This window comes from Umezawaea sp. NPDC059074 (assembly GCF_042738955.1).
Lineage (GTDB): Bacteria > Actinomycetota > Actinomycetes > Mycobacteriales > Pseudonocardiaceae > Umezawaea.
Window position 1 is genome coordinate 1 of sequence record NZ_JBHYHC010000176.1, and the last position, 16,083, is coordinate 16,083.

Below are 16,083 nucleotides of genomic sequence, written 5' to 3' on the forward strand. Positions count from 1 at the left end.
CGCGGCCCCCCCCCGCCCGCCTTCCCTACCCCCCCACTACGCGTGCGCCCCCCCCGCCGTGTGCCGTGGGGGCCTCTCGCTTGCGGTCTACCGAAGCTAGTTCGACGTCGTGATCTTGAAGTCGCCGACGGTGATGTTCACCCGCTGGTTCTTCGTGATCGGCCCACCGGCCTTCGGGTCCTGGGTGAGGATCTTGTTGTTCTTGCTGATGTCCGTGACGGCGGTCTTCTCCGTCGTGGTCAGCTCGCCGTTCCACCCGTTCTGGTTCAGCTTGGTCTTCGCCTGGTCCACGGTCATGCCGGTGATGTCCGGCATGGTGATCTGGTTGCCCTTCGACACCGTCAGCGTGACCGTGGTGCCCTTGGCGACCCGGCCGGGGTTCGGCGTCATGGAGAGCACCTCGCCCTGGTCCTTCAGGCTGTCGGCTTCCTTCGTGGTCACGGTGAACCCGGCGCCCTCGAGGGACGCGGTCGCGTTCGCGACGGACTGGCCCGTCACGTCGGCGAGCTGCACGGTGTCCGGGCCCTTGCCGAGCAGGACCGTGACGACCGCGCCCTTGGCGGCCTTCACGCCCGCCTGCGGGTTCTGCTGGGCGACCTTGCCGACCTTGGCGTTGTCGTCGACCTCGACGGTGTCCTGGCCCTGGGCGAAGCCCCAGCCGTCGGCGCTCAGCTTGGCCTGCGCCTCCTGCGGCGACAGGCCCGTCACGTCCGGCACGGCGATCTGGTCCGGGCTCGTGCCGTAGGTCAGGGTGATCTCGGTCTGCTTGGGCACCGACGTGCCCGCGCTCGGGTCGATCGCGAAGACCTTGTCGATGTCGTCGGCGGTGCAGCGCGGGGTGGCGCCGTTCTCACCGGGCTGGCACGGCACCGGGTCGATCTTGTACCGGAGGCCGGCCTCCTCCAGGGTCGCCTTCGCGGCGGTGAGGGTCTTGCCCGTCACGCCGGGCACCGGGACCTTCTCCGTCCCCGAGCTGCTGTTGCTGCCGAGCAGGCTCGACGTGATCCACGCGGCGAGCGCGATCACGGCGATGCACAGCAGCACGACGAGCGTGACCATGGTCGCCTTCTTGCGCCTGGCCCGCCGCTCCTCGTCCTCCTCGGCCATCGCGTCGTAGTCGCTCTGCTCGTCGCGCAGCGCGGACGGGCGGTGGCGGCCGGACGACACGACCTCGGTCCGCGGCGTCTGGTTGAGCACCGCGGTGCGGTCCTCGGGCGTCATCACGGCGGGCGCGGACGGGCGCTGGCCGGACAGCACGCGCACCAGGTCCGCGCGCATCTCGGCGGCCGACTGGTAGCGGTTCGCCGGGCCCTTCGCCATCGCCTTGAGCACGATGGCGTCGAGCGCGGGCGTCACGTTCGGGTTCAGCGACGACGGCGGCTTCGGGTCCTCCCGCACGTGCTGGTACGCCACGGCCACGGGGGAGTCGCCGGTGAACGGCGGCTCGCCGGTCAGCAGCTCGAACAGCACGCAGCCCGACGCGTACACGTCGGAGCGGCCGTCGACCGCCTCGCCGCGCGCCTGCTCGGGCGAGAGGTACTGCGCGGTCCCTATGACGGCGGCGGTCTGCGTCACGGCGGCCTGGCCGTCGTGGACGGCGCGGGCGATGCCGAAGTCCATCACCTTCACCGCGCCGGAGCGGGTGATCATGACGTTGGCGGGTTTCACGTCGCGGTGCACGATGCCGTGGCGGTGGCTGAAGTCCAGCGCGGCCGACACGTCGGCCATGACCTCCATGGCGCGCTTGCCCGACAGCGGGCCCTGCGTCTTCACCATGTCGCGCAGCGTCCGGCCGTCGACGTACTCCATGACGATGTACGGCAGCGGGCCGTACTCCGTCTGGGTCTCGCCGGTGTCGTAGACCGCGACGATCGCCGGGTGGTTCAGCGCCGCCGAGTTCTGGGCCTCGCGGCGGAAGCGCTCCTGGAAGGTCTTGTCGCGGGCGAGGTCGGCTCGGAGCACCTTGATCGCCACGTCACGGCCGAGGCGAACGTCGCGGCCCTTGTGGACCTCCGACATACCGCCATAGCCCAGGGTCTCACCCAGTTCGTAGCGATTGGAGAGCAGTCGCGGAGTGCTCATCAGTGCGTCGTCCCGCTCCTCGTCAACGGTCTAACCATCGTGTCTAGCAGTTCGGTTTCGTGCTCGCACAGCCTGGCGGGTTCCGGTCAGGTAGGCACACAGGTCACCGTCACCCGTGAGCCGATCGCAACCTCGCCCACCGGTGACACGTCGGAGACCTTGCACCGCTTCTGCTCGCGCGGCTGCTCACCCGTGGTCGTCTTCGACTCGGGCTGCAAGCCGCTGTTCGCGAGCTTCTCGGTCACCTCGTTCACCGGCAGGTCCAGGTAGTCCGACTTCTCCACCCGCACCACCGGTTTGCCCGCGGTCTTGTCCGTGGGTCCCAGCTCACCGGACGCGCTCACCTGCGTGTTCTGCGCGGGGCGGGCGCCAGACGTGCCCGGCTGGCCCGACCCGGTGTCCCCGGTGTTGTTCACCAACGCGCGCAGCACGAACACCCCTAGCACGATCAGCGCGACGACCAGGAGTCCGACCATAACCCACAAAACGGCCCTCGCTTTCCCCGGAGGCCGCTGCGGAGCCGGCAACGGACGGAAAGTACCCGTGTGCGGACTGTTAGGCGGGAGGGGGTGCTGGCCGGTGGGCAGGCCCTGCTGAACGGGGGGGAAACCCGGTTGGGACGCGGGGTGCGACATCTGGAGACCGGGGTGCGTCATGACCGGTCCGGTGGCCATGGCCAGCCCGGACGGCGTCGGCAGCGGCCTGCCCGAGCGGACGGCGGCGACGGCCTCGGCGAACTCGCCGCCGTTGCGGTAGCGCTGCCGCGGGTCCTTGACCAGCGTCGCCTCGATCAGCGCGCGCGGACCGCCGGTGACGTCCGGCGGCAGCGGCGGCGCGATGTCGCGGATGTGCATCATGGCGACGGTCACCGCGTTCTCCGACCGGAACGGCCGGTGCCCGGTCAGGCACTCGTAGCCGCACACGGCCAGCGCGTACACGTCGCTCGCGGGTTCGGCGTCGTGACCCAGGGCCTGCTCGGGAGCGATGTAGTGGGCGGTGCCCATCACCATGCCGTTGCGGGTCACCGGAGCCGCGTCGGCTGCCTTCGCGATGCCGAAGTCGGTGATCTTCACCTTGCCCGCGGGGGTGACCAGGATGTTGCCGGGCTTCACGTCGCGGTGCACCAGCCCGCGCTCGTGCGCCGCCTGCAACGCCGTCCCGGCCTGCTGGAGCACGTCCAGCGTGCGGTCCACGGTCAGCCTGCCGCGCGCGATGATCGCGGCGAGCGGCTCGCCCTCGACCAGCTCCATCACCAGGTAGGCCGTGTCCTCCGGCCCGTCCGGCATGGACGCCGTCTCGCCGTAGTCGTGCACCGCGGCGATGCCGGGGTGGTTCAGCGACGCGGTCGTCCGCGCCTCGATGCGGAAGCGCGTGAGGAACTCCGCGTCCCCGCTGAGGTCGGCCTTGAGCACCTTGACCGCGACGTTGCGGTCGAGCCTGGTGTCCTCGGCCTCCCAGACCTCGCCCATGCCGCCGACGGCGATCCGCCTGGTGAGGCGGTACCGCTCGGCGAGGAGCTGGCCGGTGATCAGCATCAGCGGCCAGCCAGGTACGCGCCGATGACCGCCCTGCCCACGGGTGCCGCGACCTTGCCGCCGGTGGCGCCCAGGCCGCGGTCGCCGCCGTTCTCGACGATCACGGCGACGGCGATGGTGGGCTTCTCGGCGGGCGCGAAGGCGATGTACCAGGCGTGCGGCGGCACCGCGGCCGGGTCGACGCCGTGCTCGGCGGTGCCGGTCTTCGACGCGATGTTCACGCCGCTGAGCCTGCCCTCGCCGCCGGTGTTCGTCTCCGACTTCAGCATCATGTCGCGCAGCGTGTTCGCGGTCGCGGGGCTGACCGCGTCCTCGACCTCGTCCGGCTTGGTCTCGTCGATCTCCGACAGGTCCGGCGCGATCAGCTTCTGCACGAGGTACGGCTTCATCCGCACCCCGCCGTTGGCGATGGTCGCGGCGATGACCGCGTTCTCCAGCGGCGTCATCTCGACGACGCGCTGGCCGATGCCGCTCTGGAACAGCGCCGCCTTGTCCGGCACCGGGCCGTACGCGGACGGCGCGACCGTCAGCGGCATGGTCAGGTTCTTGTCGTTCATGCCGAACTTGTTGGCCTGCTTGGTCAGCTTCGACTCGCCGAGGTCGCCCGCCAGCTCGGCGAACGCCGTGTTGCACGACCGCGCGAGCGCTTCCTCCATGCTCGCGGTCTGGCCGCCGCCGCAGGCGCCGCCGTTGAAGTTCGGCAGCTGCGTGTTGGTGCCCGGCAGCGTGATCGACCCGGCGGCGGTGAGCTGCGTGTCCTTGGTCTTGCCGTCCTCCAGCGCGGCCGCGGCCACGACGACCTTCCAGGTCGAGCCGGGCGGGTAGATCGACTGCACCGCGCGGTTCAGGGTCGGCTGGGTGTCGTTGCCCTGGGTGTACTCGTTCCAGGCCGCCTGCTGCTCGTCGTTGTCGTGGCTGGCGAGCCGGTTCGGGTCGTAGGACGGGGTGCTCACCATTCCGAGGATGGCCCCGGTCTGGGGGTTGAGCGCGACCACCGATCCGGTGAACCCCCGGTTCGTCATCTCGTCGTACGCGGTCTGCTGGACCTTCGGGTCGACGGTCAGCTGGATGCTGGCGCCCTTGGGGTCGCGGCCGGTGATGACGTCGGACAGCCTGCGCGCGAACAGCCGGTCGTCGGACCCGTTGAGCAGGTCGTCCTCGACGCGCTCGACGCCGCCGCTGCCGTAGATCAGCGAGTAGTAGCCGGTGACCGGCGCGTACGCCGGGCCGTTCGCGTAGACGCGCTGGTACTTGAACGAGTCGTCGGTGCCCTTGACGTTCGCGATGGGCGTGCCGTCGCTCGCGATGATCTGGCCGCGCTCGCGCGAGTACTCGTTGAGCAGCACGCGCTGGCGGTTGTGGTCGTCCTTGCGGTAGTCGTCGGCCTTGATCACCTGCACGTAGGTCGCGTTGCCCATGAGCAGCAGGATCATCACCATCATGAAGATGCCGACGCGGCGGAGCGGTGTGTTCATTTGGGACGCTCCACCATGACTGTGAACTGGTCCGCGATGGCGGGCTGCTGCGGCTTCGGCTTCGGCACGACCTTCGGGCCGCGAGCGGCGTCCGAGATGCGCAGCAGCAGCGCCACGAGGACGTAGTTGGCCAGCAGCGACGAGCCGCCGTAGGACAGGAACGGGGCGGTGATGCCGGTCATCGGGATCAGCTTGGTGACACCGCCGACGACGATGAACACCTGGAAGCACAGCGCGAAGCTGAGGCCGCCGCCGAGGAGCTTGCCGAAGCTGTCCCGCACGGCGATGGCGCTGCGCATGCCGCGCAGCGAGAACACCGCGTAGATCAGCAGCATCGCGGACAGGCCGACGAAGCCGAGCTCCTCGCCGATCGCGGACGTGATGAAGTCCGTGTTCGCCTCGGGGATCAGGTCCGGCCGACCGGCGCCGAGCCCGGCGCCGAAGATGCCGCCGGTGCCGAGGCCGAACAGGGACTGGGCGATCTGGTAGCCGCCGCCGGGCAGGTCGTAGGTCGCCAGCGGGTCCAGCCAGTTCGACACGCGCTGCTGCACGTGGTTGAACAGCTTCCACGCCACGACCGCGCCGCCGGAGAACAGCACCAGGCCGACCACGACCCACGCCGCGCGCTCGGTGGCCACGTAGAGCAGCACCAGCACGATCCCGAAGAACAGCAGCGAGCTGCCGAGGTCCTTCTGGAGCACCATGATGCTCACGCCGACCGCCCACGCGGCGACCAGCGGGCCGAGGTCGCGGGCCCTCGGCAGGTCGAGGCCGAGGAACTGCCTGCCCGCCGCGGTGAACAGGTCGCGCTTGGACACCAGGAAGGCCGCGAAGAACACCATCAGCAGGATCTTCGCGAACTCGCCCGGCTGGATCGAGAACGCGCCGAACGTCAGCCAGATCTTCGCGCCGTTGATCTCCGGCGCGATGAAGCTGGGCAGGATGCCGGGCAGGATCAGCGCCACCAGGCCGACCAGGCCCGCGGTGTAGCCGTACTTGGCCAGCGTCCGGTGGTCCTTGACGAACTTCAGCACCAGGCAGAACAGGACCAGCGCGACCGCCGTCCACAGCACCTGCTTCGGCGCCTTCGCGGAGTACAGCTCACCCGCGATGATCTCGCCCTCGGAGGCGAGGTCGATCCGGTGGATGATCACCAGGCCGAGGCCGTTGAGCAGCGCCACGCACGGCAGGATGATCGGGTCCGCGTACGGGGCCCACTTCCGAACCGCGAGGTGCGCTACCGCGAACAACCCCATGTAGGCGACGCCGTAGTAGACGATCTGCATCGTCAGCGTCTGCTCCTGGTTCGCCTCCACCAGGATCAGGGCGGCTGTCACCAGCGCGGAGGCGAACCCGAGCATGACGAGTTCGGTGCCCCGCTTCGTGGGCGGCCTCAAGCCTGGCGACGTGCTGGTCGCCGCGGCGAGCGGCGCCTCCCCGGTGGGGACCGGCGAACCCATCGACTTACTGGCCCTTCCGTCGGCAGTCCGTGCCCGGCGTCTGCGTGGGCGTCTGCAGGGGAGTGGAATCCAGGCTGGTGGTGGTCGCGGCCGCCGACTCGGTGGTGGTCGTCGGACCGCCGGAGGACGACCCGGTGGTGCTGGTCGACGTGCCGGTGGTCGTCGGGGTCACCGAGGTGGACGGCTTGGTCGCGTCGGCGCACGGGGGCAGCACCTGCTCCGTGCGGAGCTTGCGGATGCCCTCCCTCGCCTCCTCGAGCCCGTCCTTCGTGATGCCGTTGCGCACGACGTCGCGCGTGGACACCCGGAGGTCGTTGATCGTGATCGGCTCGCACGCCGCCTCGGAGCCGGGCGGGCACGAGCCCTCGGCGACCGTGTGCAGCGCGACGCCCAGGAAGCTGCCGCTGACACCGCGGAAGATCGACACCTGGCCGTCCTCCGTCGCGCCGATGTAGTACTGGCGCATGACCCACCAGCGGGTGCCCATGCCCGCCGCCGCGATGAGCAGCAGCAGGAGGAACACCAGCAGCACGGCCCTGACCTTGCGCCGCCGCTTGATCTTGGGATCAGGCGGCGGAGGCGGGGTCTCGGAGCGTTGCGGGATCGGTCGTGGACCGGTGATCGAACTCGCCCGAGCGGCGGGGGAGTCCGGTGGCGGCGGGTCGGCGCTGCCGTCACCGGCGGCGCCGCCGATGATCGGCGCGTCGTCGCCGAAGTCGATGTCGGCGACGTCCGCGACGATCACCGTCACGTTGTCCGGTCCACCGCCCTTGAGCGCCAGCTCGATCATCCGGTCGGCGCAGGCCTGCGGATCGGGGATGCGGATCGCCTCGTCGAGCGTCTCCAGGCTGACCACACCGGAGAGGCCGTCCGAGCAGAGCAGGTAGCGGTCGCCCGGACGCGCCTCGCGAACCATGAGGCGCGGTTCCACCTCGTGGCCGGTCAGCGCGCGCAGCAGCAGTGACCGCTGCGGGTGCGTGGCCGCTTCCTCCTCGGTGATCCGACCTTCGTCGATCAACGACTGGACGAACGTGTCGTCGTGCGTGATCTGCGCGAACGCGCCGTTGCGCAGCATGTAGGCGCGCGAGTCGCCGATGTGGGCCATCCCCAGCCTGCTGCCCGCGAACAGGACGGCCGTGAGCGTGGTGCCCATGCCGTCCAGGTCGGGGTCGCTGGCGACCAGTTCGGAGATGGCGCCGTTGCCCGCGATGACCGCTTCGCGCAACTGGCCGAGCAGGTCGTCGCTCGGCTCGTCGTCGTCCAGCGGGGCCAAAGCGGCGATGACGACTTTGCTCGCGACTTCACCGGCGGCATGGCCACCCATGCCGTCGGCGAGTGCGAGCAGGCGGGGGCCCGCGTACACGGAGTCCTGGTTGTTGTTGCGCACCAGGCCCCGGTCGCTTCGGGCCGCGTATCGGAGGACGAGGGTCATGATCGCAGCTCGATCACCGTTTTGCCGATTCGGATCGGAGAGCCGAGCGGGACCCGGAGGGGTGCCGTGACCTTCGCCCGGTCTAGGTAGGTGCCGTTCGTGGAACCTAGGTCTTCCACGTACCAGTCCGAGCCGCGCAACGAAATACGCGCGTGCCTGGTCGACGCGAAGTCGTCGTCCAGCACGAGCGTGGAGTCGTCAGCGCGGCCGATCAGGATCGGCCTGCCGTCAAGCGAGATCCGGGTACCCGTCAGCGCCCCGTGAGTGACCACGAGTTGCCGGGGGGCCTTGTTCCCGTTGGCGGCCTTCTTCGAGTTTTTTCGGAACCCGGGCACGGATACCCGTAGACCCGAGGCAGCGTAGAGATCGGAGCGGACCACTCGAAGCGCGGCCAGCACGAACAACCACAGCAGGACGAGAAAACCTGCTCTGGTCAGCTGCATCACCAGCTCTGGCACCGGTTGTAACCGCTCCTGCCTTGAGTGCTGTCACCGTTGCCCGAATCGACCTCAGCCTTGCGTGCGGAACACCAGTGAGGAGTGGCCGATGCGGACGACATCGCCTTCCGCGAGCTGCCAAGTCTGCACTGGAGTGCCGTTCACCGTCGTGCCGTTGGTCGAACCGAGATCCGCGAGCATTGCACTCTGCCCGTCCCACGTGATCTCCAGGTGCCTCCTGGACACTCCGGTGTCGGGCAGGCGGAAGTCCGCCTCCTGCCCGCGACCGACCACGTTTCCGCCCTGCTTCAACGGATAAGTGCGGTTCGAGCCGTCGTCCAGGTGCAGCGTGGCGTTCAGCGTGCGCGGTCCGGACTGCACGGCGGGAGGCGCGTAGCCCGCCGCCGGGTCCTGGTAGCCGCCCTGCTGGCCGTAGCCGCCCTGCTGGCCGTAACCCTGGTCGTAGCCCTGCTGGCCGTAGCCCTGGTCGTAGCCGCCGGGCGCGGGCTGCTGGCCGTAGCCCTGGTCGTAGCCACCGGGGGCGGGCTGCTGCCCGTAACCCTGGTCGTAGCCCTGGGCGGGCTGCTGGCCGTAGCCCTGGTCGTAGCCGCCAGGCGCGGGCTGCTGCCCGTAACCGCCTTGGTCGTAGCCCTGGGCGGGCTGCTGGCCGTAACCCTGGTCGTAGCCCTGCTGGCCGTAACCCTGGTCGTAACCCTGCTGCGGCGGCTGGCCGTAGCCCTGCTGGTCGTAGCCGGGCTGCTGCGGCTGTTGGCCGTAACCGCCCTGCCCATAGGGGTCGTGGCCGGGCTGGCCCTGTCCTTGTCCGTAGCCGGGAGGCTGGCTCATGGATCGGTCTCCTGCGGTGCGAGGTGGTGCTGACCGTCGGCTGGCAACTTTCACATCGGGGTCGACGGACGAGCTGGTTCGGAACTGTCCGGTGTGCAGCGCGTCGGAGCGCTCCAGGGAGACTACGACGTCACCATAGGTATCCCACCCAAACTCGGCCAGGTGCTCTCCGAGGGAGTCCCCGAGGAGCTGGGTGATGCGTAGTTCATCCTGCCCGTCACCGGCAAGCCGATCGTGGTCCTGCGGGCCGAGCAGGACCACGTAGTGGTTCGGCGCGAGGAGTCTGCCACCCGCGAGCTCGCGGATGTTGCTCTCGGCCTCGCGCTGAAGCGCCTGCGCTACTTCCTGCGGTACGACGCTGCCGCCGAACACGCGCGCAAAGGTATTTCCGACCATGCCTTCGAGACGGCGCTCGAAGCGCTGTACGAGGCCCACGGCAACACCCTCCGACTCGGTTGACTCCGACCCCGATCGTATCCGGGCTGACGTGGTGGGACACGGGCCAATTGGTAACCCGTCCAGAGGGCGTGCTAGTGTTCACCACGTCGCTCCGGGCGAGTGGCGGAATGGCAGACGCGCACGGTTCAGGTCCGTGTGTCCGAAAGGACGTGGGGGTTCAACTCCCCCCTCGCCCATCCTTACCCAGAAGGCCCTTGACCGCAGAGTACGCGGTCAAGGGCCTTCTGGCATTCGTGCGTGGAATCGGGTCCCGCGGGCCTCCACCTGCGATCTTCGCCAGGGCCCCGCCGAAGATCGAGAGGCGTGATCGCCGCCACACGGGGCCGTGGTCGGCGCGGACGTGGATTGGTCTGGGCCGGTTGGGCCGTTCGACGGAGCGCCCCGCCCCGATCGGGGAGCCGGTCGTTCCTTGATCGTTTAACCTGGGCTTGATTCGGTTCTGGCATGGGTGATCTCAGTCACCCGGTCGAGTGATGGAGGTCATGTGCGGGCCATCGCGGTGCACGAGTTCGGCGGCTCGCCGGTCCTGGTCGAGATCCCCGAGCCGGTACCGGGTCCCGGAGGTGTACTCGTCCGGCTCGCGGCCGCTGGAGTGAACCCGTTCGACCGGAAGGTCGCCGACGGGATGATGAAGGGCTCGATGCCGCACGTGTTCCCGCTGGTGCTCGGCATCGACGGCGCCGGGGTGGTCGAGGCGCTCGGCGAGGGCGTCACCCGCTTCGCCGTGGGCGACCCGGTGTTCGGCACCTTCTTCCACTCCCCGGCTGGCGAGGGGACGTACGCGGAGTACGTGACCGTGCCCGAGACGAACCCGCTGGCCCTGCTGCCCGCCGGGCTCGACCCCGTGGTCGCCGCCGCGCTGCCGACCGCCGGGCTCACCGCCGTGCAGGTCGTGGACGCGCTGGAGGCCGAGGCGGGCGAGACGGTGCTCGTGGTCGGCGCGACCGGCGGCGTGGGCGGGTTCGTCGTCCAACTGGCCGCCGCCGCGGGACTGCGGGTCGTGGCCACCGGCAGGCCCGCGGACGCCGACCGGTTGCGCGAGCTGGGCGCCGCGGAGGTCGTGGACCACACCGCCGGACCGCTCAGCGGCCGTGTGAGCGACGTGGACGCGCTGGTCCACCTCGTCGGCGACCAGGAGGCGTTCAGGGCCGCCCTGGCCGTCGTGCGGACCGGCGGGCGGGCGTTCACGACCACGTTCTCCGCCGACCAGGACGCGTTGGCCGCGCGGGGGATCAGCGGCGGGAACTTCGAGGTGCGCGGAACGCCCGACGGGCTGAGCCGGTTGGCGGACGCGGTGTCCGGCGGTCGGCTGAAGGTCGCCGTCGAACACCGGTTGCCGCTCGCCGAAGCGGCCGCCGAACTGGCCCGACCGAGGTCGACCGGCGCTCGCGGCAAGACCGTCGTGGTGATCTGACCAGCGCTTCTCGGGTCGTCCGGTCGATTTGGCGCGCTGAACGGTCGACAAGCGGTCCGGCGGTCGCGCGGGGCCCGCTCGGCGGGCGGTCCGACGGGGGCGATCCACGCCTACTGTCAGCAGTGCTTTCGGCGTAACCGCCCACATCCGCGTCACCCGGACGGCAGCATGGTCGGGCCGAACTCCCCAGGACGGCTATCTACCGGTCACCGACCGCTCAGCGCCGTCGATCGCAGGGCGCTGGTCGACCCGGCGGCAGCGCCCGGTCCTCCTGCTACCAATTATCCAGAGCACGAGTCGAAGCACGGCGGAACTTCCCGACCGTGATTCCCGAGGGAGGCCCTGGCGTGAGCAGCACACCAGCACGGATCGCGGTACCCGGTGACACACGGGCGCTGTCGGCCACTGCTGTTCCGGTTCCCGAACTTCCCGGCACCGCCGAGGAGCTCGCCGCGTCCGCGGCCATCCGATTGGGGTGGCACGGGGTCGTGCTGCCCGAGATGGTCCTGATGGGTCGCCGAGTCGTCGTCGTGGCCGAGCTCATGGCCGACGCCCACGCCGAGCGCGTGTGCGTCGGGGCCGGGCCGGAAGCGGACCGCACCACGGTGTCCACCTGGGTCTGGCCCGAGATGGAGGGGCGCGTCCCCCCGTCGGCCGTCAAGATCGTCGGAGTCCTCGCCGTGGCCCGCCACTGGCGCACCGGCCTCGCGTCCGCCGTCCCGTTCGCCCGCTACGGCAACGCCGCGGTCGTCCTGCCGACGTCGGTCGCCTTCACCCACGACTACCTCACCAACTGCCTGCCCCGCGTGCGCCGCTACGGCGTCTCGGTGCTGATGGCCGACACCGAGTCGAACGTCACCATGGACGTCACCGGTCGCAACGAGCACGTGCCGGTCGAGGACACCGCGACCACGCGCTGGGTGAACGAACTGGTCTACGAGCAGGTGCTCGCCACCGCTTCCTGACCTACCGTCAGGCTCATGCGAGTAGTGATTGCCGGCGGCCACGGGAAGATCGCGTTGAAGTTGCAGCGGCTCATCGCCGCCAGAGGGGATTCGGCCACCGGGTTGGTGCGCAACCCCGACCACTTCACCGACGTGTGGACGGCAGGCGGGGTCCCGGTCCTCTGCGACCTGGAGACCTCCGACGTCGCCGCCGTCGCCGAGTACCTGACCGGAGCCGACGCCGCGGTGTTCGCCGCGGGCGCGGGACCCGGTAGTGGGCCGGAGCGCAAGGACACCGTCGACAGGGCAGCGGCCGCGTTGTTCGCCGAAGCCGCTCAGCACGCGGGTGTCCGACGATTCGTGCAGATCAGCTCGATGGGTGTGGACAAGGCCGACGACCCGTCGGTGTCGCCGGAGTTCGCCCTGTACCTGAAGGCGAAGCGCGACGCCGAAGAGGACTTGAGGGCGCGGGACCTCGACTGGACGGTCCTGCGCCCCGGAGCGCTCACGGACGACCCCGCCACCGGCAAGGTGACGTTGGCGGACGGGGGTTTGCGCGGCTCGATCCCGCGAGCCGACGTGGCGGCCGTGGTGCTGGCGCTCCTCGACCGGCCCGACGCCGTCCACCGGACCTACGAGGTCGTCAGCGGTGACACGCCGATCCGCTAGTCAGGCCCCCAGGACCCGGTCCAGGTAGGGGTTCGTGAACACGTGCTCGGGGTCGACCTCGTCCCGCACCCGGCGGAAGTCGTCGAAGTGCGGGTAGCGCTCGCGCAGGACGTCGGCCCCGAGCGTGTGCATCTTGCCCCAGTGCGGCCTGCCGCCGACCGAGCCCGCGATCCGCTCGAACACGGCGAAGTACTCGCGGTAGGGCATCCCGATGAACTGGTGGATCGCGATGTAGGCCGAGTCGCGGCCGTTCGCCGTGGACAGCCAGATGTCGTCGCCCTGCGCGGTGCGGACCTCGACCGGCACGATCACGCCGTGGTCGAGCTTCTTGACGGCGGCCCGCAGTTCGCGGACCACCTCGTGCACCGCTTCGCGCGGCACGGCGTACTCGGACTCGACGAACCGCACCCGGCGCGGTGACGCGAACACGTGGTGCGAGTGGTCGCTGTAGACCCGCTCGGACAGGGCGGCCGCGCACAGCTTGTTCAGCGGCCGAGCGGTCGCCGGCACCGCGCGGGCGAGCCGCGCGACGAGCCCGAACACGGTGTTCTCCATGACCTCGTACTCGTAGAACTGGCGAACTCTCGACAACGGCTTCGCCTCGGTGCCCTCGGGCACGCGGTTGTTCCGCTTCACCAGCACGCCGTCGCCGTGCAGGAACCAGTGGAACTCCACGTGGTCCTCGACGGCGGTCAGGTCGTCGAACTCCTCGAGGATCCAGTCGAGGTGCCCGGTCGTCTCCCGCGCGTGCAGCACGAACGACGGCACGCACCGCAGCGTGATCGTGCTGATCACGCCGAGCGCGCCGAGCCCGACGCGGGCGGCGTTGAAGAGGTCCGGCGTCTCCGTGGCCGAGCAGGTGACGACGGAACCGTCGGCCAGCACCAGTTCCAGTTCGTGGACCTGCGTCGACAGGCCGCCGAGCTTCGCGCCGGTGCCGTGCGTGCCGGTCGAGATCGCGCCGGACACGGTCTGCGCGTCGATGTCACCGAGGTTCGGCATCGCGAGCCCGAGCCGGTGCAGTCCGGTGTTCAGCTGCTTGAGCGTGGTGCCCGACCGCACTTTGACCAGGCCGGATTCCGTGTCGGCTGAGATGATTCCGGTCCAGGCGTCGAGATCGAGGGCAACGCCTGGGGCCACCGCGATCTCGGAGAACGAGTGCCCGCTCCCGCGGGCGCGCAACACCCGACCGTCGGCGCGCGCGGAGGTGATCGCGTGCGCGATGGCGTCGGTGCTGGCCGGGCGTTCCACCCGGAGAGGTGAGGCGGACGCGGTGCCCGCCCAGTTGGTCCACTGGGCCTTCATGCGCGCCCCTCCTCGAACTGTGACGAACGATACGAACCGTAGGTGAAAGCTATTCACATTTCAAGGCTTCAGGCCGTACGGTAAAGCCATGGAGCGCCGAACCCGCCTGGACACGGCAACGAAGGACTTCGATCCTCCGTTCGCGATCGTCGACCTGGACGCGTTCGACCACAACGCGGCGGACCTCGTCCGACGCGCCGGTGGCCGACCGATCCGGGTCGCCAGCAAGTCGGTCCGGGTCCGCGACCTGCTGGACCGCGTCCTCACGAAACCGGGCTACGCGGGCGTGATGTGCTACTCGCTCCCCGAGGCCCTCTGGCTCTCCGACCACGACACCAGCGAAGACCTGCTGGTCGCGTACCCGACCGTCGACCACAGCGCGCTGCGCAGGCTGGCCAAGGACGAGAAGGCGCTGAGCCGCGTCACCGTGATGATCGACTCGCTGGAGCACCTGGACCTGATCGACGCGGCACTGGGAGCCCACCACCCGACCATCCGCGTCTGCTTGGAGTTGGACGTCTCCTGGCGCCCCCTCCCCGGCCTGCACGTGGGTTCCCGCAGGTCACCGATCCACAGCGCCCGCGACGCCGGCCAGCTGGCCAGGCGAATCTCCGGCCGAACCGGCTTCACCCTCGTCGGCGTCATGGCGTACGAAGGCCAGATCGCGGGCCTCGGCGACAACCCTCCCGGCCAGCCGGTGCGCGGAGCCGTGGTCCGCTGGATGCAGAAGCGCTCGGCGGCGGAGCTGATCGAACGCCGAAGCGCGGCAGTCGCGGCCGTCCGCCAGGCCGCGAACCTCGAGTTCGTCAACGGTGGCGGCACCGGAAGCCTGGAAGTCACCGGCTCCGACCCGTCGGTCACCGAACTGGCAGCAGGCTCCGGCCTGGCGGGCCCGACTCTGTTCGACGCCTACCGCACCTTCCACCCGGAACCGGCCGTCCTGTACGCCCTCCCGGTGGTCCGCCGCCCAGCCCGAAACACCGCGACCTTGTTCGCCGGCGGCTACATCGCCTCCGGAACAGCAACCCCGGACCGCCAACCGAGCCCCTACCTCCCGGCCGGTTTGGCGACCCTCCCGCTGGAGGGCGCGGGCGAGGTCCAGACCCCGGTCGTGGGCAAGGCGGCGGACGCGTTGCGGCTTGGTGACAGGGTGTGGATGCGTCACGCCAAAGCAGGCGAGTTGGCGGAGCGCTTCACCCACGTCCACCTCCTCGTGGGCAACGACGTGGAGCGCACAGTCCCGACGTACCGAGGCGAGGGCCAGAACTTCGGCTGACCGCCTGACCTGCACTTGAGTGGCTTTGCTCACGTGTGACCAAGCTGTAACCGCCTATCCCTAGTGGTCCCCACGACCGCGACCTACTAGGGATAGAGATTCCCCTGGGGACTGTGGACAACCCCTGTGGACAACCTGTGGACAAGTCGGTGGATGGGTCGCGGTGAGCGGTCTGTCGGTGACTGCGTGGAGGCCGGGGTTCGGGGGCTTTTTGGGGCCGGTTCGCGCCGGATGTCCGAGCCCGGTCGGTGTGGTGGGTGACCGGGGCGCGACTGGGGCTCGCGGTGCCAACTCGCCGGCCCTGGTCGCTCGCGACTCGCAACGGTCCGGCGCGAGCCTTTCGGCTGGCCGCTATGTGCTTGCGACCGGACTTCGGCGACCTCCGGCTTCAACTCGCACCGGGGATGGCTGGACTTTTACGGGCCCCGGCCTCAACTCGCACCGGGATCTCTGGACTTTCTTGGGGCCCCGGCCAGCACTCGCACCGGGACTTCAGGACCTCTCGGGCCCCCGGCCGACACCTGCGCCGGGACTTACTGGATCTTCATGGCCCTCGGCCTCAACTGGCACCGGGATCTCTGGACTTTCTCGGGCCCCCGGCCTCAGCTCGCACCGGGATCTCTGGACCTTCTTTGGCCCCCGGCCTCCACCCGCACCGGGACTTCCGGACCTTCTCCGGCCCCCGGCCGCAGCCGGACCGCCGTGCCAACCGCAACGTCCCGCGTCTTTTGAGCACCTTTCCCCGGACG

The 16,083-nt window shown here is 70.0% G+C and carries 12 protein-coding genes and 1 tRNA gene; 5 read left to right on the forward strand and 8 right to left on the reverse strand.

Annotated elements, in window-relative coordinates; translation table 11 throughout:
- Positions 1-96: 96 nt before the first annotated feature.
- From pknB to ACFWW9_RS41990, 7 genes are all read right to left on the reverse strand, one after another.
- Complete coding sequence (pknB, locus tag ACFWW9_RS41960) at positions 97-2,082, reverse strand: Stk1 family PASTA domain-containing Ser/Thr kinase (RefSeq protein ID WP_390388535.1); 1,986 nt, start codon at positions 2,080-2,082, stop codon at positions 97-99.
- A gap of 86 nt (positions 2,083-2,168) precedes the next feature.
- Positions 2,169-3,617, reverse strand: coding sequence for a protein kinase (locus ACFWW9_RS41965; RefSeq protein WP_390388536.1), 1,449 nt, complete (start codon positions 3,615-3,617; stop codon positions 2,169-2,171).
- Entirely contained in the window at positions 3,617-5,092 is a 1,476-nt protein-coding gene (locus tag ACFWW9_RS41970) for a peptidoglycan D,D-transpeptidase FtsI family protein (protein WP_390388538.1), read from the reverse strand. Before ACFWW9_RS41970 ends, ACFWW9_RS41965 begins: the two co-directional genes overlap by 1 nt.
- Complete coding sequence (locus ACFWW9_RS41975; RefSeq protein ID WP_390388540.1) at positions 5,089-6,552, reverse strand: FtsW/RodA/SpoVE family cell cycle protein; 1,464 nt, start codon at positions 6,550-6,552, stop codon at positions 5,089-5,091. The genes ACFWW9_RS41970 and ACFWW9_RS41975 overlap by 4 nt, the downstream gene beginning before the upstream one ends.
- Positions 6,553-6,556: 4 nt before the next feature.
- Positions 6,557-7,984, reverse strand: a complete 1,428-nt coding sequence (locus tag ACFWW9_RS41980; RefSeq protein WP_390388541.1) for a PP2C family protein-serine/threonine phosphatase — start codon at positions 7,982-7,984, stop codon at positions 6,557-6,559.
- Entirely contained in the window at positions 7,981-8,442 is a 462-nt protein-coding gene (locus ACFWW9_RS41985) for an FHA domain-containing protein (protein ID WP_390388542.1), read from the reverse strand. The genes ACFWW9_RS41980 and ACFWW9_RS41985 overlap by 4 nt, the downstream gene beginning before the upstream one ends.
- 51 nt (positions 8,443-8,493) lie before the next feature.
- Complete coding sequence (locus ACFWW9_RS41990; protein WP_390388544.1) at positions 8,494-9,702, reverse strand: DUF3662 and FHA domain-containing protein; 1,209 nt, start codon at positions 9,700-9,702, stop codon at positions 8,494-8,496.
- A 117-nt stretch (positions 9,703-9,819) separates the two neighbouring features.
- On the opposite strand from ACFWW9_RS41990, the gene ACFWW9_RS41995 reads away from it, so the two are divergent.
- The 4 genes from ACFWW9_RS41995 to ACFWW9_RS42010 all read left to right on the forward strand — a co-directional run bounded on the left by ACFWW9_RS41995 (position 9,820) and on the right by ACFWW9_RS42010 (position 12,753).
- A tRNA-Leu gene (locus ACFWW9_RS41995) sits at positions 9,820-9,902 on the forward strand.
- 308 nt (positions 9,903-10,210) lie between these two features.
- Complete coding sequence (locus tag ACFWW9_RS42000; protein WP_390388546.1) at positions 10,211-11,140, forward strand: NADP-dependent oxidoreductase; 930 nt, start codon at positions 10,211-10,213, stop codon at positions 11,138-11,140.
- A gap of 347 nt (positions 11,141-11,487) precedes the next feature.
- Positions 11,488-12,105 (forward strand): hypothetical protein, encoded by a 618-nt coding sequence (locus ACFWW9_RS42005; protein WP_390388548.1) that lies wholly within the window; start codon positions 11,488-11,490, stop codon positions 12,103-12,105.
- A 15-nt stretch (positions 12,106-12,120) separates the two neighbouring features.
- A complete protein-coding gene (locus tag ACFWW9_RS42010) occupies positions 12,121-12,753 on the forward strand; it encodes an NAD(P)H-binding protein (RefSeq protein ID WP_390388550.1) in 633 nt (210 codons plus the stop codon).
- On the opposite strand, the gene ACFWW9_RS42015 is transcribed toward ACFWW9_RS42010, so the two are convergent.
- On the reverse strand, positions 12,754-14,058 hold the full coding sequence (locus ACFWW9_RS42015) for a D-arabinono-1,4-lactone oxidase (RefSeq protein WP_390388551.1): 1,305 nt from the start codon (positions 14,056-14,058) through the stop codon (positions 12,754-12,756). It lies immediately after the preceding gene.
- Between the two features lie 88 nt (positions 14,059-14,146).
- Here ACFWW9_RS42015 and ACFWW9_RS42020 point away from each other — a divergent pair, with 88 nt between their 5' ends.
- Complete coding sequence (locus ACFWW9_RS42020) at positions 14,147-15,334, forward strand: amino acid deaminase/aldolase (RefSeq protein WP_390388552.1); 1,188 nt, start codon at positions 14,147-14,149, stop codon at positions 15,332-15,334.
- The last annotated feature ends 749 nt before the right edge of the window (positions 15,335-16,083 follow it).

Coding starts and splice junctions, on each gene's coding strand:
- ACFWW9_RS41965 (WP_390388536.1), bottom strand. CDS start 3,617: ATGCTGATCACCGGCCAGCTCCTCGCCGAGCGGTACCGCCTCACCAGG.
- ACFWW9_RS41975 (WP_390388540.1), bottom strand. CDS start 6,552: ATGGGTTCGCCGGTCCCCACCGGGGAGGCGCCGCTCGCCGCGGCGACC.
- ACFWW9_RS41970 (WP_390388538.1), bottom strand. CDS start 5,092: ATGAACACACCGCTCCGCCGCGTCGGCATCTTCATGATGGTGATGATC.
- ACFWW9_RS42010 (WP_390388550.1), top strand. CDS start 12,121: ATGCGAGTAGTGATTGCCGGCGGCCACGGGAAGATCGCGTTGAAGTTG.
- ACFWW9_RS41980 (WP_390388541.1), bottom strand. CDS start 7,984: ATGACCCTCGTCCTCCGATACGCGGCCCGAAGCGACCGGGGCCTGGTG.
- pknB (WP_390388535.1), bottom strand. CDS start 2,082: ATGAGCACTCCGCGACTGCTCTCCAATCGCTACGAACTGGGTGAGACC.
- ACFWW9_RS42015 (WP_390388551.1), bottom strand. CDS start 14,058: ATGAAGGCCCAGTGGACCAACTGGGCGGGCACCGCGTCCGCCTCACCT.
- ACFWW9_RS42020 (WP_390388552.1), top strand. CDS start 14,147: ATGGAGCGCCGAACCCGCCTGGACACGGCAACGAAGGACTTCGATCCT.